Raw genomic sequence first — 21,390 nt, forward strand, 5'->3', positions numbered from 1 at the left:
CCATGGCCGGAATTCCGCACGACCATTACGAGCCCAAGACAGGTGGAGAGAAGTGGCTGCACAAGCGCCTTCCCATCGTCGGGCTGCTATATGACACGCTGATGCTGCCCACGCCCAAGAACCTGAACTGGATGTGGATCTGGGGCATCGTTCTGACCTTCTGCCTTGCCATGCAGATCGTGACCGGCATTGTGCTGGTGATGCATTACACGCCGCATGTCGACATGGCCTTTGCCTCCGTTGAACATATCATGCGCAACGTGAATGGCGGGCATATGCTGCGCTATCTGCACCAGAACGGCGCATCGCTGTTCTTCATTGCCGTCTACCTGCACATCTTCCGCGGGTTGTACTACGGGTCTTACAAAGCCCCGCGTGAGGTGACGTGGATCATCGGTATGCTGATCTATCTGGCGATGATGGCCACCGCCTTCATGGGCTATGTTCTGCCATGGGGTCAGATGTCGTTCTGGGGGGCCACCGTGATCACCGGCCTGTTCGGTGCGATCCCCGGTATTGGCGAACCGATCCAGACCTGGCTGCTGGGCGGCCCGGCAGTGGACAATGCCACGCTGAACCGCTTCTTCTCGCTGCACTATCTGCTGCCCTTCGTGATTGCAGCGCTGGTTGCCGTGCACATCTGGGCCTTCCACACCACCGGCAACAACAACCCGACCGGGGTTGAGGTGCGCCGCGGGTCGAAGGAAGAGGCCGAGCGCGATACCGTGCCGTTCTGGCCGTATTTCGTGATGAAGGATCTCTTCGCGCTTGCCGTCATCCTTGCGGTGTTCTTCGCGATTGTCGGCTTCATGCCGAACTATCTGGGCCACCCCGACAACTATCTGGAAGCGAACCCGCTTGCGACGCCTGCGCATATCGTGCCGGAATGGTACTTCCTGCCGTTCTACGCCATCCTGCGCGCCTTTACCGCCGATGTCTGGGTGGTGATCGCCGCCGAATGGATCACCTTCGGCATCGTCGACGCCAAGTTCTTTGGCGTGCTGGCGATGTTCGGGGCCATCGCGGTGATGGCCCTGGCCCCCTGGCTGGACACGTCTTCGGTGCGCTCGGGCCGGTATCGCCCGATGTTCAAATGGTGGTTTGCGCTGCTCTGCGTCGACTTCATGGTGCTGATGTGGGTCGGTGCCATGCCGGCGGAAGAGCCCTATGCCTCGATCTCGCTGATCGCTTCGGCCTATTGGTTCGCCTATTTCCTGATCATCCTGCCGTTGCTGGGTGTGATCGAAAAGCCGATGCCGCAGCCTGCGACCATCGAAGAAGACTTCAACGCCCATTACTCCCCGACGACCGGCGGCACCAAAACCGTCGCGGCAGAGTGAGAAAGGAACTGACTGACATGATCAGGAACATCGCACTCACCGCAACCGCAGCCCTTGCCCTTTCGGCAGGGGTCGCGATGGCCGCCGGTGGTCATTCGGAAATCACCGATTACGCCTTCGCCCATGAAGGCCCTTTCGGCAAGTTCGACCAGAACCAGCTGCAACGCGGCCTTCAGGTCTATACCGAGGTTTGCGCCGCCTGCCACGGCCTGCGCTACGTGCCGATCCGCAGCCTGTCGGATGCGGGCGGGCCGGAAATGCCGGAAGACCAGATCCGCGCCTATGCCACCCAGTTTTCGGTGACCGACGCGGAAACCGGCGAAAGCCGTGATGGCGTGCCGACCGACCATTTCCCGATGTCGGGAATGGAAGGCGCGCCGGATCTGTCGTTGATGACCAAGGCCCGCGCCGGGTTTCACGGGCCTTATGGCACCGGCATCAGCCAGTTCTTCAAGGGCATCGGCGGGGCGGAATACACCTATTCGATCCTGACCCATTATGAGGAAGAACCGGCCTGCGCCCCCGATGGCGTGGACGGGTTCTACTACAACTCGGCCTTCCCCAATGGCGGCGTGCCTGACAGTTGCAAGGATGCGCATGGCACCCCAACCATTCCTGGCAGCTGGATCGCCATGCCCAACCCGCTGGGCGATGACATGGTGACCTATGCCGATGGGACACCGGCCACCGTGTCGAACATGGCGGCAGATGTGACCTCGTTTCTGGTCTGGGCGGCAGAGCCGAAGATGATGGCCCGCAAGGAAGCCGGTTTCAAAGCCGTGATCTTTCTGATCGTGCTGTCGACCCTGCTTTACCTGACCAACAAGAAGATCTGGGCCAATGTCAAAGGCAAGAAGATCGCCTGACCCGGACTTTTGACCACCCTTAAAACCCCGCTTCGGCGGGGTTTTTTCATGGGATCAGCCCAGATAGGCGCGCAAGCTTTCTGGCGGGTCGGCAAGCAGCGCCGCTGTATCGCGCGGGGCCTGTGCCACCCCGTCGGCCACCAGAACCGTCAGCCCGGCAAAGGCCAGCGCATCCTTGGGCTCATGCGTGACCATCATCACCAGCGCGCCCGTTTCGTCCGCCACCTCTGCCACCAGCGCCAGCATTTCCGCCTTCAGCGCCGGGCCAAGCGCGGCAAAGGGCTCGTCCAGCAGCAGCACCGGCCGCGCCCGCAACAGCGCCCGCGCCAAAGACGCCCGCCCGATCTGCCCGCCCGACAGCTGCGCCGGTTTGCGCGCGCCCATCCCCGCCAGCCCGACCCGGTCCAGCACCGCCGCCACCTGCGCCGATTGCGCCGCGCTCAGCCGAAGGTCGGGGCGCAGGCCGAGGCCGAGGTTCTGCGCCAGCGTCAGATGCGGAAACAGGTTCTGGTCCTGAAACAGAATCGTCACCGGCCGCGTGGCCGGGTCCATCGGCCCCAGATCCGTGCCTTGCCACAGGACCCGGCCACTGGCGGGGGCCAGAAACCCCGCCACCGCAGACAGCAGCGTCGATTTCCCCGCGCCTGACGGCCCGATCACTGCCACTCGCGCACCTGCAGGCACGGTCCAGTCCGCCGCCAGCCGGAACCCGTCAACCGCCAGCACCACCCCGTCAAACCGCAGCATAGCGTCGCCCCCATGCATCAAACGCCCAGAACAGGCCAAAGCTCAGCCCCACCAGAATAAGCGCCGCCGCCGCCGCGCTTTCCATCCGGTAGGCCGCCATCAAGCGTTGCACCACCAGCGGCAAGGTCGCGCTCTGGTCTGAGGCGAACAGGGCGATCACCCCCAGATCACCCATCGACAAGGCCGCCGACAGTCCCGCGCCAAAGCCCAGCGGCCGCGCCAGCCGGGGCACCCCGACCAGCCGCAGCCACGCGACGCCGCGCAGCCCCAATGACGCCGACAACCGCCCGTAATCGGCGCGCAAGATCCGCGCCTCGGGCAGCAGCAGCCGGTAGACAAAGGGCAAGGACAGCGCGACATTCACTGCAACCGTCACCTGCAACGCCAATGCGGATGGCACTGCAAAGGGCTGCACCAGCAGGAACAGCCCGGTGCCCAGCACCAGCCCCGAACTCGCCAGCGGCAGCAACGCCACGCCGTCCATCACCCCCGCGCCGCGCTCGCCATTCGCCACCCGCAGCGCCAGAATCAGCGCCGCCGGAACCGTCACCACGGTCGATGCCAGTGCCACCGACACCGAGCGCATAGCCCCCTGCCAGACCGCATCCGGCAGATCGAACAGCCCCGGCACCCCGCGCAGACCAATTGCCACCAGCGGCAGCAGCAAAAACAGCGCCGCCCCGCCAATCGCCAACCCATCTGCCAGCAAGGGCCAGCCCCCGCGTACCCGCAACACCGGCGCGCGGCCCAGACCGGCCCCAAAGGCGGCCGGAGTCACCACGCGCCAGACCAGCACCGCCACCAGCGCGCACAGCGCAAATTGAACAGTTGCCAACATTGCCGCGCGGCCCAGATCAAAATCGAATCGCACCGCCTGATAGATCGCAAGCTCGACCGTCGTGGCCTTTGGCCCGCCGCCCAGTGTCAGCGCCACGGCAAAACTGGTCAGGCAGATCACGAAGATCACCGCAAATGCCCCCGGCACAACGGCGCGCAGCATCGGCCATTCCAGATGCCGCGCCACTTGTGCCGGGGCAAAGCCCAGTGACTGCGCCAGCCGGAACCGCTCGGCCGGAATCGCTTGCCAGCCTTGCAGAATCATCCGCACCGCCAGCGGCAGGTTCAGGAACACATGGGCCAGAATCACCCCCTGCGCGCCGTAGACCGACAGCGGCGACAGGCCCAGCATCCCCAAGCCTTGATTGAACAGCCCCGACCGCCCGAACACAGCGATCAGCCCCATCACGGCGACAATCGTCGGCAACAGAAACGGCGCGCCCATCAGGGTGATCAGCGCCGCGCGGCCCCAGAACCGCCGTCGCGCCAGCGCCCGCGCCACCGGCACCGCCAGCAGGCACGACGCCACCGCCGACAGAAGCGCCTGCCACAGCGTGAACCACAGCGCCTGCGCGTCGCCCGGGGCCAGCGCCGGCCACGCCCCGGCGCGCAGCATCACGGCGGCCAGCGGCAGCAGCACCAGCGCCGCGACAGATGCCGCGACGGCGGTGCCGGCTATTGCGACAGCGCGGCGCGCCATTCCTCAACCGCCTCCACCCGCAGGGCTTCGGCTTCGGTCTCCGACAGGAACAGCACCTTGTCGGGCAGCGGCAGGTTCGACCAGCCCGCTGGCCAGTCGGCCTGCGGCAATGCGGCGGGCAGGGACCAGTTGGCCGCCGGAATCACGCTTTGAAACTCAGGCGTCAGCACCCAGGCCATGAACATATCTGCCAGCTCGGGCTGATCGGTCCCGGCGATTTTGCCTACGGTTTCGGCCATGAAGTAATGCCCTTCGGGAAAAATCGCGGCCTTCTTGGTCAGGTCATCCTCGGCCACGATGTGATAGGCGGGCGATGTGGTGTAGCTCAGCACCATATCGGCCTCACCGCTGGTGAACAGGCCATAGCTTTCCGACCAGTCCTTGGTGACAGTCAGGATATGCGGGGCCAGATCGGCCCAGAATGCCCCGGCCTGATCTCCGTAAACCGCCTTGACCCACAGCACCATCGCCAGCCCCGAGATAGAGGTGCGGGGGTCTTGCAGCACCACCGTCACCCCATCCGGCAGGCTGCGCATGGCATCCAGCGTGGCGGGCGGCGTGGCCATCCGCGTGGTGTCGTAGATGAACGCAGTATGCCCCCAGTTGAACGGCAGGAACGTGTCATCCGGCCAGTCCACAGGCACAGTCAGCGCCGACAGATCCTGCCCGTGCGGTGCGAACAGCCCGGCCCCACGCGCCCGCGCCAGCACATCCGTGCTCAGCCCGATCACCACATCGGCCTGCGTGCGTGCGCCTTCCAGCATCAGCCGGGGCAGCAGGTCGCCGGTCGAAAACTGCAGATCACACTCGCAAAATGCCTCAAACCCAGATTCGATGGCCGGTCCCGGCCCCCATTCCGAGGTGAAATAATCGCCCGCATAGACAGTCAGGACAGGCGTTTGCGCCATCGCCGTAAAGGCAATGCAGGAAAAGCCAGTCGCAAGGATCGAAGTCTTCATGTCTTCCTCCAGTTGCGACGGAACAGGTCGGGCTTGGAGGAGATCCATCGCACCTTCCCTCCGCCGGTATGATCCGGTTCAGGTTCAACGGGTCCGCTTGCGCATCTCAGCCCGGCGGAAAACCCGCCCGGCACCCCGAGGTATGCTGAAAGATAGGGAACGCCCCGGCAGGTGCAAGTGGAATCGCACCGGCGCTGGTGCCCGGCGTGTCACCTGTCCTGAATGGGCGGGTTCATGAGTATTTTTATCAAGATGAAGGGGCAGGCGCAGCACTTTGCCATTCATCTTGATAAAAATACTCAAAACCTGCTGCCAGCCAGGTTGACCCTCAGTCGGAAGGCAACAGCGCCGCCAGCCCCTCGCGATAGGTCGGGTAGAGCAGGCGCACGCCAAGGTCATCCTTGATGCGATCATTTCGCACCCGTTTCGACTCGCCGTAAAAGCTGCGCGCCATTGGGGTCATTTCGGCCTGATCGAAGGGCATGGCGGGCGGTTCGGGCAGGCCAAGCAGGGCTGCGGCATGCGACAGCACGTCTTCGGGCGGAGCGGGTTCATCGTCGCAGACGTTATAGGCGGCCCCCGGGTTCGGCTGCGCGATCGAGGCCGCCAGCACTTGCGCGATATCGTCCACATGGGTGCGGCTGAAGAACTGCCCCGGCTTGATGATCCGCCGGGCGGTCCCGTCGCGCACCTTTTCAAACGGGCCACGACCGGGGCCGTAGATGCCCGCCAGCCGGAAGATATGCACAGGCAGGCCAGTCGCCTGCCATTGCGATTCCGCCAGCACCCGCTGCGCGCCGCGCGGGCTGTTCGGGGTCAGCGGTGTGGTTTCATCCACCCAGGCCCCCTGATGGTCGCCGTACACCCCGGTGGTGGACAGATAGCCGAGCCAGTCCGGCGTTGCGTCAGCAATACCGGGCCAGGATTGCAGGAACGGATCGCCTGTCGCATCCGGGGCCGCCGATACCAGAATATGCGTGGCCAGCGCCAATGCCGGGGCAAGATCCCCCGGCCACAGCAGCGGGCGGATGCCCGCCGCCTGCATCCGTGCGGCCTTGTCGCCGTTGCGGGTGGTGCCGATGACGGTCCAGCCCTGCGGGATCAGCAACCGGGCCAGCGCGTCGGCGCTGTAGCCATGTCCAAGGGAAAGCAGCGTTTTCATAACCGCACTATGCCGCGCCACGCAGCGGCTGCAACCCACTTGATTGCAGGCGCTGCACCCGGCATGCTGTGATGATGACCGATCTGAACGCCGCTTTCGCCCTGTCCTCCCCCGAAGACTGTGCCCGGCTCTATGCCGACTGGGCCGCCAGCTATGACACCGGCTTTGCCGCCGGACTGGATTACCGGCTGCCCGCCCATGTGGCCGCCGCTTTCCTTGCCCATGGCGGCACTGGTCCGGTGCTGGATGTCGGCGCGGGTACCGGCCTGCTGGCCGGGCATCTGCGCGACATGGGCTTCGCGGGGGAGGTGGACGCCGCCGATCTGTCGCCCGAGATGTTGCAGGCCGCCCGGGCCAAGGGGCTGTACCGCAGCCTGTTTCAGGCCGATATCACCCGCCCTTTGTCACTGGGCGGGCCCTATCACGGCATCGTCTCTTCCGGCACCTTCACGCATGGCCATGTCGGCCCCGCTGCGATTTCGCAGCTGGAAACCCAGGCCGCGCCCGGTGCCCTGTTCGCGCTGTCGATCAATGAAGGCGTCTACCGCGCGATGGGGTTCGACGCAGCACTGGCACAGCGCCCCGGCGTTACCCTGCTGGAGGTGCAGATCTACGGTCCGGCTGCGGCAGAGAAAGACCCTGACCACGCCATGCAACGCGGGCTGATCGCTCTGTGGCGGCACGCGGCGTAAGCCGCGCACCGGCGCAATATCAGCCCTGCGCTTCCTGACAGGCAATCGCCTCTTCCAGCGCGCGCAGACTGTCGGTCAGGTCAATCGACATGATTTCGCCAGCGTCGGTAGACAGCGTCAGCGTCTGTTTTGTCGCCACATCCATCAGGAAATCGGCGCTGTCGAATTCGATATCCACGCCGGGCAGCCCATCAATGTGAATGCCCTTGCCTTCGCCTTCATACACCGCGCCGTCGACATCCATCGACACCGGATACATCACATCGTCTTCAACGCCTTCCCAGCCGTCATTCAGCGCCAGAAGATAGCCAAAGCCGGTATCGGGCGCGAAGCCGATGCGCACGTCCGACCCATCCTCGAACGTGGCGTTGATCAGACAGCCATTGCCAATGGTCGGGTCGATCAGGATGTCCCAGACGCCGACCGTTTCATAGGTCACCAGGTCCTGAGCCAGCGCCACATGGGAAGAAGCCATCAAAGCGACCGTCGTCGCCAAAGTCATGCAAGCAGTTTTCAACCTGAACCCCATAGGATGCCACGGGCCGCATCATGCGCCTGTCGGACACGTACGCAGTAACAGACCCGCAAAACCTTTCAATCCGGTTGCAGCATATACCCCTCGCCGCGCACGGTTTGCAGATAGCGCGGCTGTTTCGGGTCATCCTCGATCTTGCGGCGCAGGCGGGTGATCTGCACATCGACCGCGCGTTCCTGTGCGGCATCGTCGCGGCCCAGATCGGCGACCAGCTTTTCCCGGCTGATCGCATGGCCGGGGTGGGCCGAGAACAGCCGCATCAGCGCGGCTTCGGTCGCGGTCAGCCGCACCGGATCGGGGCCGCGCCACAGTTCTCCCCGGTCCATGTCATAGCGGACCGGGCCAAGATGCAGCACCTTGGGTGCCGCATCGGCCCGCACCACCGGCACCCGGCGCAGAATGGCGTTGATGCGTAGCAACAGCTCTTTCGGCTCGAAGGGTTTGCCAAGGTAGTCGTCGGCCCCGGCCTCAAACCCCTCAATCCGGCTGGCGGTTTCGCCCTTGGCGGTCAGCAGCAGGATCGGCGTCTGCATCTTCTGCCGCAACTCGCGGGTCAGGCTGATGCCATCAATCCCCGGCATCATCACATCCAGCACGATCATGTCGAATTCCAGCCCCGACAGCAGCCGCCGCGCCTGCGCGCCATCGCGCGCGACGGACACCAGAAAGCCGTTGCGGATCAGGAACTTCTGCAACAGCCCCCGGATACGTTCATCATCATCGACAACCAGCAGATGCGCGTCACCTTGGGTCATGCCCCGCTCTCCTTCAATCCTTGGTATTGCCGGCGCAATTCCGGGTCCATCATCGCCTCCAGCACCTGACGGAACCCGGCCACCGCCTGCGGCCCCGCCGCCCGGTACGCCGCCCGCATCCGCGCGCGCTGCGCGTCTGACAGTTCGCGTTCCAGCTCCTGCCCCTTGGCGGTCAGGTGCAGGTGGCGTTCGCGCTTGTCACGCCGGCCCACCCGCGCCTCGACCAGACCTTCTTCGATCAGGGCGCGCAACACCCGGTTCAGCGATTGCTTGGTCACGCCCAGAATGGTCAGCAGGTTGGAAACCGTGGTGCCCGGGCTGCGGTGAATGAAGTGAATCGCCCGGTGATGCGCGCGGCCATAATCCATGCCTTCCAGAATACGGTCGGGGTCGGAGGTAAAGCCGCGATAGGCAAAGAACATCGCCTCTATGCCCTTGCGCAACTGCTCGTCGGTCAGAAACAGCAGGTTTTCGCCGCTGGGGGTCTGCTCTGCCATGGGTCGCCTCCCTGTTCTGACGGTTAAGGTCTGTCAGTAACCTGACGGTGAAGTTATGTCAGCCTTGTTGACTTTCCAACCCCTGACTGCTAGCCCGCCTACGGCTTTGCGCAAGATTGTGTCCGAAACGGACCAGTTTCGTGTAACATTGTGAAGAAAGAGGGCATCATGGCGGGCTATGACGATCGTGACGGATTCATCTGGATGGATGGCAAACTGGTGGACTGGCGCGACGCCAATGTCCATATCCTGACCCATGCCATGCACTACGCCAGCGCGGTGTTTGAGGGTGAGCGGTGCTATAATGGCAAGATCTTCAAGTCGCGCGAACATTCCGAACGCCTGCGCACATCGGGCGAATTGCTGGACATGGATCTGCCATGGTCAGTCGATGAGATCGAGGCCGCGAAAGACGCCGTGCTCAAAGCCAACAACCTGACCGACGCCTATGTGCGGGCGCTTGCCTGGCGTGGCGCGGGCGAAGACATGGGCGTGGCCGCCAAGCGCAACCCGATCCGCATGGCGATCGCGGTCTGGTCCTGGGGCAATTACTACGGCGACGCCAAGTTCAAGGGCGCGAAACTCGACATTGCCAAGTGGAAACGCCCGTCGCCCGACACCATTCCGCACGCGGCCAAGGCGGCGGGCCTGTACATGATCTGTACCATGTCGAAACACGCGGCCGAGGCCAAAGGCTGTTCCGACGCGATGATGTTCGATTACCGTGGTTATGTGGCCGAGGCGACCGGGGCCAATATCTTCTTCGTCAAGGATGGCGAGGTGCACACGCCTATCCCCGACGCGATCCTGAACGGCATCACCCGCCAGACCGTGATCGGCATGCTGAAAGACATGGGCATCCCGGTGGTGGAGCGCCGGATCGAGGCGTCAGAGCTTGAGTCGTTCCAGCAATGCTTCCTGACCGGCACCGCAGCCGAGGTGACCCCGGTGGGGCAGATCGGCGACTACAATTTCGAGGTTGGCGCGCTGTGCAAACAGGTGTCGACGGATTACGAAAAACTGGTGCGGGTCTGATGTGAAAACGGGCACCTTGCGGTGCCCGTCTGCCTTAGGCCGTCCGGCCCCGCGCGATGCGCAGGAACTGCGCCAGGCGTGATGCGCCTGCAGGGGTGCGGCTGGTGTGGAACGCTTCCCGCTTGCCACGGGCAATGCGCAGGAACTGCGCGGTCTTGCTGCCGGTGCTGGGCGTGCGGGTGTCGGCCTGATGGCGGCCATTGGGGTCACGGTGCATGGTGTCCTCCATTGATTACGGGCAGCCATCCTAGCGCAGAATCACCAGAACACCAAACGCCCGCGCAGCTGCGCGGGCGTGGGGCAGGCGCAAACCGGCTTATGCCAGTTCGGTTTCCACCTCGATATTGCCCTTGGTCGCGTTGGAATAAGGGCAGATGAAATGCCCGCGTTCGACCATTTTCTCGGCCACCGATTTCTCGACCCCCGGCAGTTTCACCACCAGCTTCACCTTCAGCCCAAAACCGCCATCACTGCGCGGGCCGATGCCGACGTGGGCATTCACGGTCGCATCCTCCGGCACCGTTCCCAGCTTTTCAGAGCTGGCCGCAAAGCGCATCGCGCCGAGGTAGCAGGCGGCATAGCCGATGGCGAACAGCTCTTCCGGGTTGTGCCCGGCGCCGTTGCCACCCAACTCCTTCGGGCTGGTCATCGTGACCGTCAGCTTGCCATCTGTCAGCTTGGCCAGACCATTGCGACCGCCGCCTGTGGCCTGAGCTTCGGTCCAGTACTTCGGATCTACAGACATCTGATTTCCCTTCGTTTGCGATTTAATCGTATGCGATGGATATACCCGAGTCGGCAGCCCCCGTCAACCCGCTTGCGATTTAATCGCACGCGACTATATTGCCCGCATGACCCTCGCCCTGCCTGACATGATCTGCTTTGCGCTGTATTCAGCCACCCATGCGATGCAGCATGTCTATAAACCGCTGCTCGATGATCTGGGCCTGACCTATCCGCAATATCTGGTCCTCACCGCGCTGTGGCAGCAGGACGATGAGGGGCGGAAAAACGGGCAAACGGTCGGTGCGCTTGGCCGTCAGGTGCAGCTGGAATCAAACACCCTTACCCCACTGCTGAAACGGCTGGAGGAACGTGGCCTTGTCACCCGTACCCGAAGCGAGACCGATGAGCGTCAGGTCAACATCACCCTGACCGACCCCGGCCGCGCGCTGCAAACCCGCGCGGCACATATCCCCGCCTGTGTGCTGGAAAAATCCGGCCTGTCGTTCGATGATCTGACCCGTCTGCGCGACCAGATCACCACACTGCGCGATCATTTGCGCGCGGGTTAAAGCCGCGCCACAGCCCAGCGCGCCGCATCGGCGACCACCGGGTCTTCGTCGCCGCACAGCCCCTGCGCCACGCCGCGCAGCGCCGCATCGCCGGAATTGCCGATGGCATACAGCACATTGCGCACGAACCGCCCGCGCCCGATCCGCTTGACCGGGCTGCCGGCAAACCGCGCCCGGAACGCCACATCGTCCAGCCCCGCCAGTTCTGCCAAGGGCGGGGCACCGTGACGGGGGGCATAGCCGATATCGCGCGCGGCCTTGGCAAACTTGTTCCACGGGCAGATCGCGAGGCAATCATCGCAGCCATAAATCCGGTTGCCCATCAGGGGGCGCAAGTCTTCCTCCACCGGGCCGGAATGCTCGATGGTCAGGTAAGAAATGCAGCGCCGCGCATCCAGCTGATAGGGGGCCGGAAACGCCCCCGTCGGGCAAATCGTGAGGCAAGCGGTGCAGGACCCGCAATGGCTGACCTCTGGCGCATCCGGCTCCAGCTCCAGCGTGGTGAAAATCGCGCCCAGAAAGAACCAGTTGCCCAGATCCCGGCTGAGCACATTGGTATGCTTGCCCTGCCAACCCAGACCCGCCGCCTGCGCCAGCGGCTTTTCCATCACCGGGGCGGTGTCGACGAACACCTTGATCTCACACTTTGCCTGATCAACCAGCCAGCGCCCCAGCCGCTTCAGCCGCCGCTTGACCAGATCGTGGTAATCCTTGCCCTGCGCGTAGACCGAGATCACCCCCCGGTCGCGCAGCTCCAGCAGCGGCAGCGGGTTCTCTTCCGGTGCATAGCTTTCGGCCAGCATGATGACCGACCGCGCTTCGGGCCACAGCGCGGTGGGGTCGCCGCGCCAGCCCATCCGCTCGGCCATCCAGCCCATCTGTCCATGACGCCCCTGCGCCACAAACTCGGCCAGCCGCTCTGCCGCCAGCGGAATCGCATCCGGCGTGGTGATGCGCATGGCCGAAAACCCCTCCTCAAGGGCGCGGGCGTGCAGGCGTGATTTCAGATCATCGGTCATGGCCGCCAGCATAGCGCCGCGCGGGGCCAAGGGCCACGCCCCCCGGCCCTGAACGTCGCCAACGCCTTGAACTTCCCGCCCCGCCCTGAAACACTGACCGACCAAAACGCCGGAGCCTGCGCCTTGCGAACCCGTCCTCTTTTCCTTGCCGCCGCTGCGCTGGTTGTTCTTGCTGTCGGGGTGTTTGGCTATACCAAGACCATGGCCCGCATCGGCTCTGGCACGCCGCCCGCCTATGCCGCCGCCGATCAGCAGGCTGACAGCATCGCCGTTTCCAAATCCGACCGCAAACTCTACCTTTTGCGGGGCGATACCGTTCTGAAAGCCTACGATATTTCCATGGGGAGCGCCTGGGATCAGGGCCACAAACAGCGCGAAGGCGATATGCGCACGCCCGAGGGCCACTATGTGATCGACTGGCGCAATGCCAGTTCCATTGCCCACCTAAGCCTGCATATCTCATACCCCGATGCGGGTGACAGCGCCGCCGCCGCACAGGCGGGGTACAGCCCCGGCGGCAATATCATGATCCACGGTCTGCCAAACGGCTGGGGCCTGCTCGGGCCGGTTCACACGCTGCTGAACTGGACAGATGGCTGCATCGCCGTCACCAATGCCGAGATGCGGGACATCTGGTCCCTGACCCCGACCGGCACCCCGATCACCATTCATGCGTCGTGGACTCCGAAGGGCTGAGTGGCCTTTGGAAAGGGGCGCAGATCCGGTGAGGCACCAAGTGCTTGATTTTTGGAAATAACCCAACCTGAAGCACAGGGGGAACCCACCCCCTTCATTCCCGCCCCGTTTTCCCCTAAACCAGCAGCATAAGGGGAGATTGTCATGAGCCTGAACACCTTCGGCCACCTGTTCCGCGTGACCACCTGGGGCGAAAGCCATGGGCCGGCCATCGGCTGCACCGTTGACGGCTGCCCGCCGGGGGTGCCCCTGACCGAGGCCGATATTCAGCCTTGGCTGGACAAGCGCAAGCCGGGGCAGAACAAGTTCACCACCCAGCGCAAAGAGCCGGATGAGGTCCGCATCCTGTCGGGCGTGTTTGAGGGCCGGACGACGGGCACCGCGATCCAGCTGATGATCGAGAACACCGACCAGCGGTCGAAGGATTACGGCGACATCGCGCAGGCCTTCCGTCCCGGCCATGCCGACATCACCTATCATCAGAAATACGGCCACCGCGACTATCGCGGCGGCGGGCGGTCATCGGCCCGCGAAACCGCTGCCCGTGTGGCGGCGGGCGGGGTCGCCCGCGCCGCGCTTGCGGCGCTGATGCCGGGACTGCAGATCACCGGCTATATGGTCCAGATGGGCCCCCGCGCCATCGACCGCAGCCGCGTGGATCTGGCCACGGTTGAGGGCAACCCGTTCTGGTGCCCCGACCCCGTGGCGGCAGCGGATTGGGCGGTCTATCTGGACGAACTGCGCCTGTCGCACAATTCGGTCGGTGCCGTGATCGAGGTGATCGCCCAAGGCGTGCCCCCGGGCCTTGGCGCGCCGCTGTATGGCAAGCTGGACAGCGATCTGGCGGCCGCGATGATGAGCATCAATGCGGTGAAGGCGGTGGAAATCGGCGACGGCATGGCCGCCGCGACCCTGACCGGCGTGGACAACGCGGATGAAATCCGCATGGGTGCAAACGGGCCGGAGTTCCTGTCAAACCACGCGGGCGGCATCCTTGGCGGCATTTCCACCGGCCAGACCGTGATCTGCCGCTTTGCGGTCAAGCCGACCTCCAGCATCCTGACCCCGCGCCAGACCATCAATCAGCGCGGGCAGGAGATTGACCTGATCACCAAGGGCCGCCACGACCCCTGCGTCGGCATCCGCGCCGTGCCGGTGGGTGAGGCGATGATGGCCTGCGTGCTGCTGGACCATCTGCTGCTGGACCGTGGCCAGACCGGCGGCGTGCGCGGCGTGGTGGGCTGACTCAGGACGTCAGCCCGGCAGCGGGTGGCCGCACCGGCGCGGGCAGGGTGACCTTGGCGACCAGACGTTTCAGATCAGACAGGCGCATTGCCATTCTCCCTCATCAGATGAGCGGCATCATGCGTGGTCCGCGGGGCACGCGCCAACCAAGGCTGCGTGAAGATTGTTTCAGCCCAGAAAAAAGGGCGCCCGATGGGCGCCCTTGCAAAGCCTTGGCAGCCTTGAATGATCAGGCGTTGACGCTGTCTTTCAGGGCCTTGGCGATGGCGAATTTCACTTGCTTGTCAGCTGGCTTGGTCATGGTTTCGCCGGTGGCCGGGTTGCGGACCTGACGTTCAGGGCGGGCCTTGCAGGCGACTTTGCCCAGACCGGGCAGCGTGACCGCGCCACCGGCGGCCACTTCACGGGTTACCACATCAATGATGGCATCCAGCGCCGAACCAGCGGTTTTCTTGTCAGCGCCCATCGTCTCGGCGATAGCGGCAACGAGCTGGGTTTTGGTCATTGGTTTCGTCGTCATGTTCTTCTTCCTTATTGCAGGCCGTCGCCATCGGACGGGCCGGAGATGTGGTTGGCCGTTGCCGGCGACGGGTTCCGCTACACCGCGTTTTGAGCCGCAAATCAAGCCCAAACCGTGCAGCGGGTCTCAAAATGAGCGGTTATAGGAAGGCGGTCTCTTCAAAGCTGCGCAACTTCCGGCTGTGGATGCGTTCGATGGGCATCAGGCGAAGCCGTTCCATCGCGCGGATGCCGATCTGCAGGTGACGGCTGACCTGCGTCTTGTAAAAGTCGCTGGCCATGCCGGGCAGCTTCAGTTCGCCGTGCAGGGGCTTGTCCGACACGCAAAGGAGGGTGCCGTAGGGCACGCGGAAGCGGAAGCCGTTGGCGGCAATCGTCGCGCTTTCCATATCCAGCGCAATCGCGCGCGATTGCGACAGGCGCTTGACCGGGCCGGACTGATCGCGCAGTTCCCAGTTGCGGTTGTCGATGGTGGCCACGGTGCCAGTGCGCATAATGCGTTTCAATTCATAGCCTTCCAGCTGTGTCACCTCGGCCACCGCTTCCTGCAGCGCGATCTGGATCTCGGCCAGCGCCGGAATCGGCACCCAGACCGGCAGATCGTCGTCCAGCACATGGTCTTCGCGCAGGTAGGCATGGGCCAGCACGAAATCGCCCAAGGACTGGCTGTTGCGCAGCCCGGCGCAGTGGCCGACCATCAGCCAGGCATGCGGGCGCAGCACGGCGATATGGTCGGTGGCGGTCTTGGCATTGGACGGGCCGACGCCGATGTTGACCAGCGTGATGCCCTGCCCGTCGGCCCGCTTCAGGTGATAGGTCGGCATCTGCGGCAGCTTGGTCACCGTCTGCAATTCACCATCTGCCGTGGTGATGATCTGGTTGCCGGTGGCGACAAAGGCGGTGTAGCCCTGTGACGGATCGGCCAGCATCTTGCGGGCGTGGCTTTCGAATTCATCCACATAAAACTGATAGTTAGTGAACAGCACATGGTTCTGGAAATGCTGCGGATCGGTCGCGGTGTAATGCGCCAGACGCGCCAGCGAGTAATCCACCCGCTGCGCCGTAAAGGGGGCCAGCGGCATTGAGCCATCGGGGTTCACGCTGCGCGTGCCGTTGACGATGTCATCATTCGTGGTGGCCAGATCCGGCACGTCGAACACATCGCGCAGGCTGAAGTCCAGCACGCCCTCTTGCGGGACGGATACGGCGGGGTTGCCGGCGACCGCGAAATGCACGGGGATCGGGGTTTCCGACGGGCCGATCTGCACGGCGATGCCGTGGTTTTCCATCAGCAGACTTAGCTGCTGAATCAGGTAGTTGCGGAACAGGTCGGGGCGGGTGACCGTGGTGGCATAGGTGCCGGGGCTGGCGACATGGCCGAAGGCCAGGCGCGAGTCGGCCTTGGTATGGCTGGTCACGGTCAGGCGGATTTCGGGGTAGAAGGCGCGGATGCGGGTCTGGGGTTTGCCCCTTGTGACCGTCGCGCTGAAGTGTTCAGCCAGATAGGCGGTCGCTTTGGTGTAAAGTTCCTCCAGCCGGTCAACGGCGGCGGCGGGGTCGGTGAAGTCCTGCGCGGCGGGCAGGTCTGGCGTCTGGGGGGCGGAACCGTCTTGCATTACATCTCTCGTCAAATGATCCGGCATATAAGCCGAAAGACGGGGGGTCGTGCAAGTGAAGGCTTGATGAAGGCCCGCAAACCGGGGGAACCGCGTGTTTTGGGGGTATGGCGGGCGTCTGGTCTGTGTATGGGAAACGTATGGCTAACGTCATGACGTTTGTGCGGGCCTTGCAGCGGCGGGTTTTTGCCCGCGCCTGTCAGCGCAGCGGCAGTTCGGCCACGACAAGGCGGGCCGCTTCGGCCGGGTCTGCGGCCTGCCAGACCGGGCGGCCGACGACAATGTGGTCGGCCCCGTCGGCAATGGCCTGTGCCGGGGTGGCGATGCGCTTCTGGTCGCCGCTGGCGCTGCCCGTGGGCCGGATGCCGGGGGTGACGATCAGCTTGCCCGCCGCCTCGGGCAAGGCGCGGATCGCGGCGGCCTCTTGCGGGCTGGCGATGACGCCATCGGCCCCGGCGGCCAGCGCGCGGGCGGCGCGTTCCAGCGTGAGGGCGTGGATGTCGCCCGGCTTGATGCAATTGTCGTCCAGATCATTCCGGTCGAGCGAGGTGAGGATGGTGACGGCGAGGATCTTCAACCCACTGCCGCCCTTGCCTTCCTGTGCCGCGCGCACCACCTGCGGGTCGCCGTGTACGGTCAGGAAATCGAGGTCGTATTGCGCGATGCCGCGCACCGCCGCTTCGACCGTGGCCCCGATGTCGAACAGCTTCATGTCGAGAAAGATGCGCTTGCCGTGTTCCTGCTTCAGCTCATTGGCCAGCGCAAAGCCGCCCCCCGTCAGCATGCCAAGGCCGATCTTGTAAAAGCTGGCGGCGTTGCCGATGCGGGCGGCCAGTGCCAGACCCTGCACAACATTGGGCACATCAAGTGCCACGATCAGGCGATCATCGGACATGGGGAGGCTCCTGTGTGAGATGCAACGCGTCTTGCGGTGATGGGCAACTGCTGTCAAGCCATAGCCGGGCAGAACGGGGGGCGCGATGATCCTGTGCTTTGACATCGGCGGGTCGCGGATCAGGGCGGCTGTGGCAACGCGTGACGGCCTGACGCCTTTGGGCGATTGCCCGACCCCGGTGGCGGATTTCGATGCGTTTCTTGCGGCGCTGTCCGGATTCGCCAAGGGCCTTGCCCTGCGCGGGGTGGCAATTTCCATCGCCGGGGTGGTGGCACCCGAAACCGGGCGGATCAAGGTGGCGAACATACCTTGCGCCGATGGGCGGGTGCTGGCCGATGAGATTGCGGCGGCGCTGCGCCTGCCGGTGCTGGTGCTGAACGACGCCGATTGCTTTGCGCTGGCCGAGGCGCGGCAGGGCGCGGGCCGGGGGCATCGCACCGTGTTTGGCGTGATTCTGGGCACGGGTGTGGGCGGCGGTCTGGTGATCGACGGGCGGCTGGTGCAGGGCGCGGGCGGCTATGCCGGGGAATGGGGGCATGGGCCGGTGGTTGCCGCCCCGTGGGATCTGCCCTGCGGCTGTGGTCTGCGCGGCTGTGTCGATGCGGTCTGCGGCGCGCGGGGGCTGGAAAAGCTGCACGCGGGGTTGCACGGTACGGTGCTGCCATCGACCGCCATCCTGTCGGACTGGCAACTTGGGCAGGCGCAGGCCGGGCAGACGATTGGCCTGTGGCTGGACCTGATTGCGCCGCCGCTGGCGCTGGTGGTCAATGTGGTGGGGGCGTCGGTGGTGCCGGTGGGCGGCGGTTTGTCGAATGTGCCGGAACTGCTGGTCGCGCTGGACCGGCGGGTGCGGGCTGCAATTCTGCGCCAGAGTGATATACCGCTGATTGTGCCCGCCCTATGCCGCCCCGAACCGGGGCTGATCGGGGCAGCCGAAGCGGGGTTGGAGGCCTTTGTGTGATGAGTGTTCTGGTGGAAGTCTGTGTCGACACCACGGAAGGGCTGGCGGAAGCGGTGCGCGGCGGGGCCGGGCGGATAGAGCTGTGTTCGGCGCTGGATCTGGGCGGGCTGACGCCATCGGTCGGGATGATGCAGCGGGCGGCGGGGGCCGGGGTGCCGATCTATGCGATGATCCGGCCCCGCACCGGCGATTTCGTCTGGTCGCCGGATGAGATTGCCGTGATGGAGACCGACATTGAGGCCGCCTGCCGCGCGGGGTTGCAGGGTGTGGTGCTGGGGGCCAGCCGGCCCGATGGGCGGCTGGATACCGATGTGCTGGGGCTGCTGATTGCGCGCGCGTCCAGGATGGGGCTGACGCTGAACCGTTGCTTTGATCTGGTGCCGGATTTTTCCGATGCGTTGGAGCAGGCGGTTGAACTGGGCTTTCAACGGGTGCTGACCAGTGGCGGCGAGAAACGTGCCGCCGAAGGCACCGACCGTCTGGCCAGCCTGATGGCGCAGGCGGCGGGCCGGATCACCATCATGCCGGGCGGCGGGTTGTCTGCTGATACGCTGGCCCCGTTCAAGGGCCTGCCGCTGCGCGAGGTGCATGCATCCTGCTCGGCACCGGTGCTGGCCTCGGGGCCGGTGGTGGATTTCGGGTTTGCGGCGCGCATCGGCCGGCGGACCGATGGCACCCGGTTGCGCGATCTGTGTGCGGCGCTTGAGGGTCCGGCGTTGCGGTAGCGCACGGCTTGACGCGAAAGGCCGAAACGCAGAGCCTTGGGCGCGGGTTACGAAGGACGCGGGTTACGAAGGATTGGGCATGGACGTTACGATCACTTTCGACCGGCCGGACGAGGGGCCGAAAGCGGGCCCGCTGACCGTGGGCTGGTTTCTGACATCGGACAAGGGCGCGGTGATGTATGATGCGCCCGAACGCATCCTGTTCCGCCAGACCAACAAGGCCCATGCCAAAAGTGCCAGCCGCTGCCCGGCGGTGATACAGATGGAAAGCCGGTATTTCATGGTGAAATGCCCGTTTGATCTGCATCTGGGCTTCAAGCGCGATGACAAGGGCAAGGCGGTGCTGGTCAACCGGCTTGGTACTGCCAGCCCGGTGCGGGGCAGCAAGCTGGCCGACCTGCTGACGCTGGTGAATGAGGCGGAATGGCGCTACCCCGACCGGCCCACGGTGCAGCTGATGCTGCCCTATTGCTTCATCGCGGATGAGATGTGCTATGTCACCCAGCTTGGCCCGTTTGCGCATTACCGCAAGGACCCGCTGCCCGGCACGATCTTTGGCGGGCGCTTTGCGCTGAACGTCTGGCCGCGCCCGCTGATGTGGGCGTTTGAATGGCACGAGCCGGAGAAGGACATTGTGTTGAAGCGGGGCGAGCCGCTGTTTTACTGCCAGTTTGAAGGGGAAGACCCCAGCCGCGCCGTGCAGATGGTCGAGGCAGAGCGGACGCCTGAGCTGGCGGCCTATATGGAGAAAATCGGCGGGGTGGTGAATTACGTCAACCAGACCTTCGGCTTGCTCAAGGCGGCTGAGGCGATGCGCCCGGCAAGGTTGCTGAAACCCAAGGGCCGGGAATGAGATCATCGCTGGAGGTCTGGGATATGGCGCGGGGGGAGGCTCGGGTCGTGTTGCAGACCGAGCGTCATATCGAGGCGCCGAACTGGTCGCCCTGTGGCCGCTATCTGCTGGTGAACGGGGAGGGCGGGCTGTTCCGGGTGCCGCTGGATGCGCCTGCCTTGCAGGGGATCGATCTGGATGGTGTGGGGCGGCTGAACAACGATCACGGGATTTCGCCCGATGGGAAAACATGGGTGTTTTCCAGCCACCATCGCGGCATCGGGTCTGAGATGTATCTGGTGCCCGCCGGTGGCGGCGTGCCGCGCCGGGTGTCGCCCGGCGCGCCCAGCTGGTGGCACGGCTGGTCGCCGGATGGCAAAACGCTGGCCTATGTGGCGGCGCGGGGGGGCAGCCGGGTGATCGACGTTTACACCCTGCGCGTGGATGGCGGCGATGAGGTGCGGCTGACGCAAGGGGAGGGGCATTGTGACGGGCCGGATTACAGCCCGGATGGTGCCTCGATCTACTACAACTGCGACCGCGACGGCCACGCGCAGATTTGGGTCATGGCGGCGGACGGGTCTGGCCAGCGCAAGCTGTTTGCCGATGCGTTCGTGAACTGGTTCCCGCACCCGTCGCCCTGCGGGGGCCATGTGATTTATCTGGCCTATCCGCCCGGCACCACGGGCCATCCCGCCGATCTGCCGGTGGCGATCTGCCGGATGGACCCGGATGGCGGCAACCGGCAGCGGTTGGTTGAGATCAACGGCGGGCAGGGCACGATGAACGTGCCGAACTGGGCGCCGGATGGCAGCGCATTTGCCTATGTGCGCTATGCCCTGCCGGGTTAAGAGGGCTGATCGGGTTCGGTGGGCACGTTTTCGGACTTCAGCGGCTTTGGCGTCGACACCGTGCCGTCATTTGCCCAGACCGCGATGTGGCGCGGGTCGCCCCAGACCGAGACGTGAACCTCTGGCCCGAAGCCGGGCGAGGTCAGATGTTCGGGCGTCAGGCCCACGATGCGCACCCTCAGCAACTCGCCGCGCTCTACCGCCGGGGCGATCAGGGCACTGGCCTGCGGGCCGAGCACCCCCAGCAGCACCGTCACCTTGCGCGGGATGACCCCCAGAAACTTCCGGTCCAGACGGGCAAAGACCCCGATTCGCCCGTCGGGCAGGGGGTGCAGTTCGGCCTCGCTGCCGATCGACAGGCCGGTGCGGGCGACATGGACCGCGATGTCGCGGACGGCGGCCTTGTGGATCAACGGTTGCAACAGATCATTCATGGCGGGCCTTTCACGGCAGGGGCGGTGCGGCTGCTCTCGCCCGCCTGTTCTTTTGCCCCGTTGTCGGCAGCGTGGGTCTGCACTGCAACCCGTTGCGGCAAGGGCAGGCCATCTGCGCCCGCTTCCCGCCGATTGAGCCCATTTGTGTCGGCGGAATTGCTCTGCCGGGCGGGTCCG

The 21,390-nt window shown here is 64.8% G+C and carries 25 protein-coding genes and 1 riboswitch; of the genes, 11 read left to right on the forward strand and 14 right to left on the reverse strand.

Annotation, left to right across the window (positions count from 1 at the left end):
- Nucleotides 1–2: 2 nt before the first annotated feature.
- Together petB and Q7J44_RS12395 are read left to right on the forward strand one after the other, a co-directional pair.
- Nucleotides 3–1,340 carry a cytochrome b gene (petB, locus tag Q7J44_RS12390; RefSeq protein ID WP_304880290.1) on the forward strand — a complete coding sequence of 446 codons (1,338 nt, stop codon included), beginning with the start codon at nt 3–5 and terminating at the stop codon, nt 1,338–1,340.
- Nucleotides 1,341–1,357: 17 nt separating this feature from the next.
- On the forward strand, nt 1,358–2,206 hold the full coding sequence (locus Q7J44_RS12395; protein ID WP_304880292.1) for a cytochrome c1: 849 nt from the start codon (nt 1,358–1,360) through the stop codon (nt 2,204–2,206).
- Nucleotides 2,207–2,260: 54 nt separating this feature from the next.
- Here the strand turns inward: Q7J44_RS12395 and Q7J44_RS12400 are convergent, their stop codons facing one another.
- From Q7J44_RS12400 to Q7J44_RS12415, 4 genes are all read right to left on the reverse strand, one after another.
- Complete coding sequence (locus tag Q7J44_RS12400) at nt 2,261–2,953, reverse strand: ATP-binding cassette domain-containing protein (RefSeq protein WP_304880294.1); 693 nt, start codon at nt 2,951–2,953, stop codon at nt 2,261–2,263.
- Complete coding sequence (locus Q7J44_RS12405; RefSeq protein WP_304880296.1) at nt 2,940–4,490, reverse strand: thiamine/thiamine pyrophosphate ABC transporter permease ThiP; 1,551 nt, start codon at nt 4,488–4,490, stop codon at nt 2,940–2,942. The genes Q7J44_RS12400 and Q7J44_RS12405 overlap by 14 nt, the downstream gene beginning before the upstream one ends.
- Nucleotides 4,466–5,449: a thiamine ABC transporter substrate binding subunit gene (locus Q7J44_RS12410; protein WP_304880298.1), complete on the reverse strand. Its 984-nt coding sequence runs from the start codon at nt 5,447–5,449 to the stop codon at nt 4,466–4,468. Before Q7J44_RS12410 ends, Q7J44_RS12405 begins: the two co-directional genes overlap by 25 nt.
- A gap of 38 nt (nt 5,450–5,487) precedes the next feature.
- A riboswitch (TPP riboswitch) is annotated at nt 5,488–5,597 on the reverse strand.
- A gap of 180 nt (nt 5,598–5,777) precedes the next feature.
- Nucleotides 5,778–6,611: an SDR family oxidoreductase gene (locus tag Q7J44_RS12415; protein ID WP_304880300.1), complete on the reverse strand. Its 834-nt coding sequence runs from the start codon at nt 6,609–6,611 to the stop codon at nt 5,778–5,780.
- Between the two features lie 74 nt (nt 6,612–6,685).
- On the opposite strand from Q7J44_RS12415, the gene Q7J44_RS12420 reads away from it, so the two are divergent.
- Nucleotides 6,686–7,303: a class I SAM-dependent methyltransferase gene (locus tag Q7J44_RS12420; protein WP_304880304.1), complete on the forward strand. Its 618-nt coding sequence runs from the start codon at nt 6,686–6,688 to the stop codon at nt 7,301–7,303.
- A 19-nt stretch (nt 7,304–7,322) separates the two neighbouring features.
- On the opposite strand, the gene Q7J44_RS12425 is transcribed toward Q7J44_RS12420, so the two are convergent.
- From Q7J44_RS12425 to Q7J44_RS12435, 3 genes are all read right to left on the reverse strand, one after another.
- Nucleotides 7,323–7,778: a hypothetical protein gene (locus Q7J44_RS12425; protein ID WP_304880306.1), complete on the reverse strand. Its 456-nt coding sequence runs from the start codon at nt 7,776–7,778 to the stop codon at nt 7,323–7,325.
- A 119-nt stretch (nt 7,779–7,897) separates the two neighbouring features.
- Complete coding sequence (locus Q7J44_RS12430; protein WP_304880308.1) at nt 7,898–8,593, reverse strand: response regulator; 696 nt, start codon at nt 8,591–8,593, stop codon at nt 7,898–7,900.
- Nucleotides 8,590–9,090 carry a MarR family winged helix-turn-helix transcriptional regulator gene (locus Q7J44_RS12435; RefSeq protein WP_304880309.1) on the reverse strand — a complete coding sequence of 167 codons (501 nt, stop codon included), beginning with the start codon at nt 9,088–9,090 and terminating at the stop codon, nt 8,590–8,592. Before Q7J44_RS12435 ends, Q7J44_RS12430 begins: the two co-directional genes overlap by 4 nt.
- 168 nt (nt 9,091–9,258) lie before the next feature.
- Between Q7J44_RS12435 and Q7J44_RS12440 the strand changes: the two genes are divergently transcribed.
- Nucleotides 9,259–10,125 carry a branched-chain amino acid aminotransferase gene (locus Q7J44_RS12440; protein ID WP_304880311.1) on the forward strand — a complete coding sequence of 289 codons (867 nt, stop codon included), beginning with the start codon at nt 9,259–9,261 and terminating at the stop codon, nt 10,123–10,125.
- A gap of 34 nt (nt 10,126–10,159) precedes the next feature.
- Here Q7J44_RS12440 and Q7J44_RS12445 read toward each other — a convergent pair whose 3' ends face one another.
- Together Q7J44_RS12445 and Q7J44_RS12450 are read right to left on the reverse strand one after the other, a co-directional pair.
- Nucleotides 10,160–10,342, reverse strand: a complete 183-nt coding sequence (locus Q7J44_RS12445) for a hypothetical protein (RefSeq protein WP_304880313.1) — start codon at nt 10,340–10,342, stop codon at nt 10,160–10,162.
- 99 nt (nt 10,343–10,441) lie between these two features.
- On the reverse strand, nt 10,442–10,870 hold the full coding sequence (locus tag Q7J44_RS12450; RefSeq protein ID WP_304880315.1) for an organic hydroperoxide resistance protein: 429 nt from the start codon (nt 10,868–10,870) through the stop codon (nt 10,442–10,444).
- Nucleotides 10,871–10,976: 106 nt separating this feature from the next.
- Here Q7J44_RS12450 and Q7J44_RS12455 point away from each other — a divergent pair, with 106 nt between their 5' ends.
- Nucleotides 10,977–11,420 carry a MarR family winged helix-turn-helix transcriptional regulator gene (locus Q7J44_RS12455; RefSeq protein ID WP_304880317.1) on the forward strand — a complete coding sequence of 148 codons (444 nt, stop codon included), beginning with the start codon at nt 10,977–10,979 and terminating at the stop codon, nt 11,418–11,420.
- Here Q7J44_RS12455 and queG read toward each other — a convergent pair.
- Nucleotides 11,417–12,439: a tRNA epoxyqueuosine(34) reductase QueG gene (queG, locus tag Q7J44_RS12460; RefSeq protein ID WP_304880319.1), complete on the reverse strand. Its 1,023-nt coding sequence runs from the start codon at nt 12,437–12,439 to the stop codon at nt 11,417–11,419. The genes Q7J44_RS12455 and queG overlap by 4 nt on opposite strands.
- 123 nt (nt 12,440–12,562) lie before the next feature.
- Between queG and Q7J44_RS12465 the strand changes: the two genes are divergently transcribed.
- Nucleotides 12,563–13,135: a murein L,D-transpeptidase family protein gene (locus Q7J44_RS12465; RefSeq protein WP_304880321.1), complete on the forward strand. Its 573-nt coding sequence runs from the start codon at nt 12,563–12,565 to the stop codon at nt 13,133–13,135.
- 144 nt (nt 13,136–13,279) lie between these two features.
- Nucleotides 13,280–14,380, forward strand: a complete 1,101-nt coding sequence (gene aroC / locus Q7J44_RS12470) for a chorismate synthase (protein WP_304880323.1) — start codon at nt 13,280–13,282, stop codon at nt 14,378–14,380.
- A gap of 229 nt (nt 14,381–14,609) precedes the next feature.
- Here aroC and Q7J44_RS12475 read toward each other — a convergent pair whose 3' ends face one another.
- From Q7J44_RS12475 to pyrF, 3 genes are all read right to left on the reverse strand, one after another.
- Entirely contained in the window at nt 14,610–14,900 is a 291-nt protein-coding gene (locus Q7J44_RS12475; RefSeq protein WP_304880324.1) for an HU family DNA-binding protein, read from the reverse strand.
- Between the two features lie 139 nt (nt 14,901–15,039).
- Nucleotides 15,040–16,515: an AMP nucleosidase gene (locus Q7J44_RS12480; RefSeq protein ID WP_304880326.1), complete on the reverse strand. Its 1,476-nt coding sequence runs from the start codon at nt 16,513–16,515 to the stop codon at nt 15,040–15,042.
- A gap of 199 nt (nt 16,516–16,714) precedes the next feature.
- Entirely contained in the window at nt 16,715–17,410 is a 696-nt protein-coding gene (gene pyrF, locus Q7J44_RS12485) for an orotidine-5'-phosphate decarboxylase (protein WP_304880328.1), read from the reverse strand.
- Between the two features lie 85 nt (nt 17,411–17,495).
- Between pyrF and Q7J44_RS12490 the strand changes: the two genes are divergently transcribed.
- The 4 genes from Q7J44_RS12490 to Q7J44_RS12505 all read left to right on the forward strand — a co-directional run bounded on the left by Q7J44_RS12490 (nt 17,496) and on the right by Q7J44_RS12505 (nt 20,779).
- On the forward strand, nt 17,496–18,371 hold the full coding sequence (locus Q7J44_RS12490) for an ROK family protein (RefSeq protein WP_304880330.1): 876 nt from the start codon (nt 17,496–17,498) through the stop codon (nt 18,369–18,371).
- Nucleotides 18,371–19,096, forward strand: a complete 726-nt coding sequence (locus tag Q7J44_RS12495; protein WP_304880332.1) for a copper homeostasis protein CutC — start codon at nt 18,371–18,373, stop codon at nt 19,094–19,096. Before Q7J44_RS12490 ends, Q7J44_RS12495 begins: the two co-directional genes overlap by 1 nt.
- A gap of 79 nt (nt 19,097–19,175) precedes the next feature.
- Nucleotides 19,176–19,949: a hypothetical protein gene (locus Q7J44_RS12500; RefSeq protein ID WP_304880334.1), complete on the forward strand. Its 774-nt coding sequence runs from the start codon at nt 19,176–19,178 to the stop codon at nt 19,947–19,949.
- Nucleotides 19,946–20,779, forward strand: coding sequence for a hypothetical protein (locus Q7J44_RS12505; RefSeq protein WP_304880336.1), 834 nt, complete (start codon nt 19,946–19,948; stop codon nt 20,777–20,779). The genes Q7J44_RS12500 and Q7J44_RS12505 overlap by 4 nt, the downstream gene beginning before the upstream one ends.
- Here the strand turns inward: Q7J44_RS12505 and Q7J44_RS12510 are convergent.
- Complete coding sequence (locus tag Q7J44_RS12510; RefSeq protein WP_304880338.1) at nt 20,776–21,213, reverse strand: hypothetical protein; 438 nt, start codon at nt 21,211–21,213, stop codon at nt 20,776–20,778. The two genes, Q7J44_RS12505 and Q7J44_RS12510, sit on opposite strands and share 4 nt — an antisense overlap.
- Between the last annotated feature and the right edge of the window lie 177 nt (nt 21,214–21,390).

Source organism: Pseudotabrizicola sp., from assembly GCF_030656345.1.
In the GTDB taxonomy this organism is placed as follows: domain Bacteria; phylum Pseudomonadota; class Alphaproteobacteria; order Rhodobacterales; family Rhodobacteraceae; genus Pseudotabrizicola.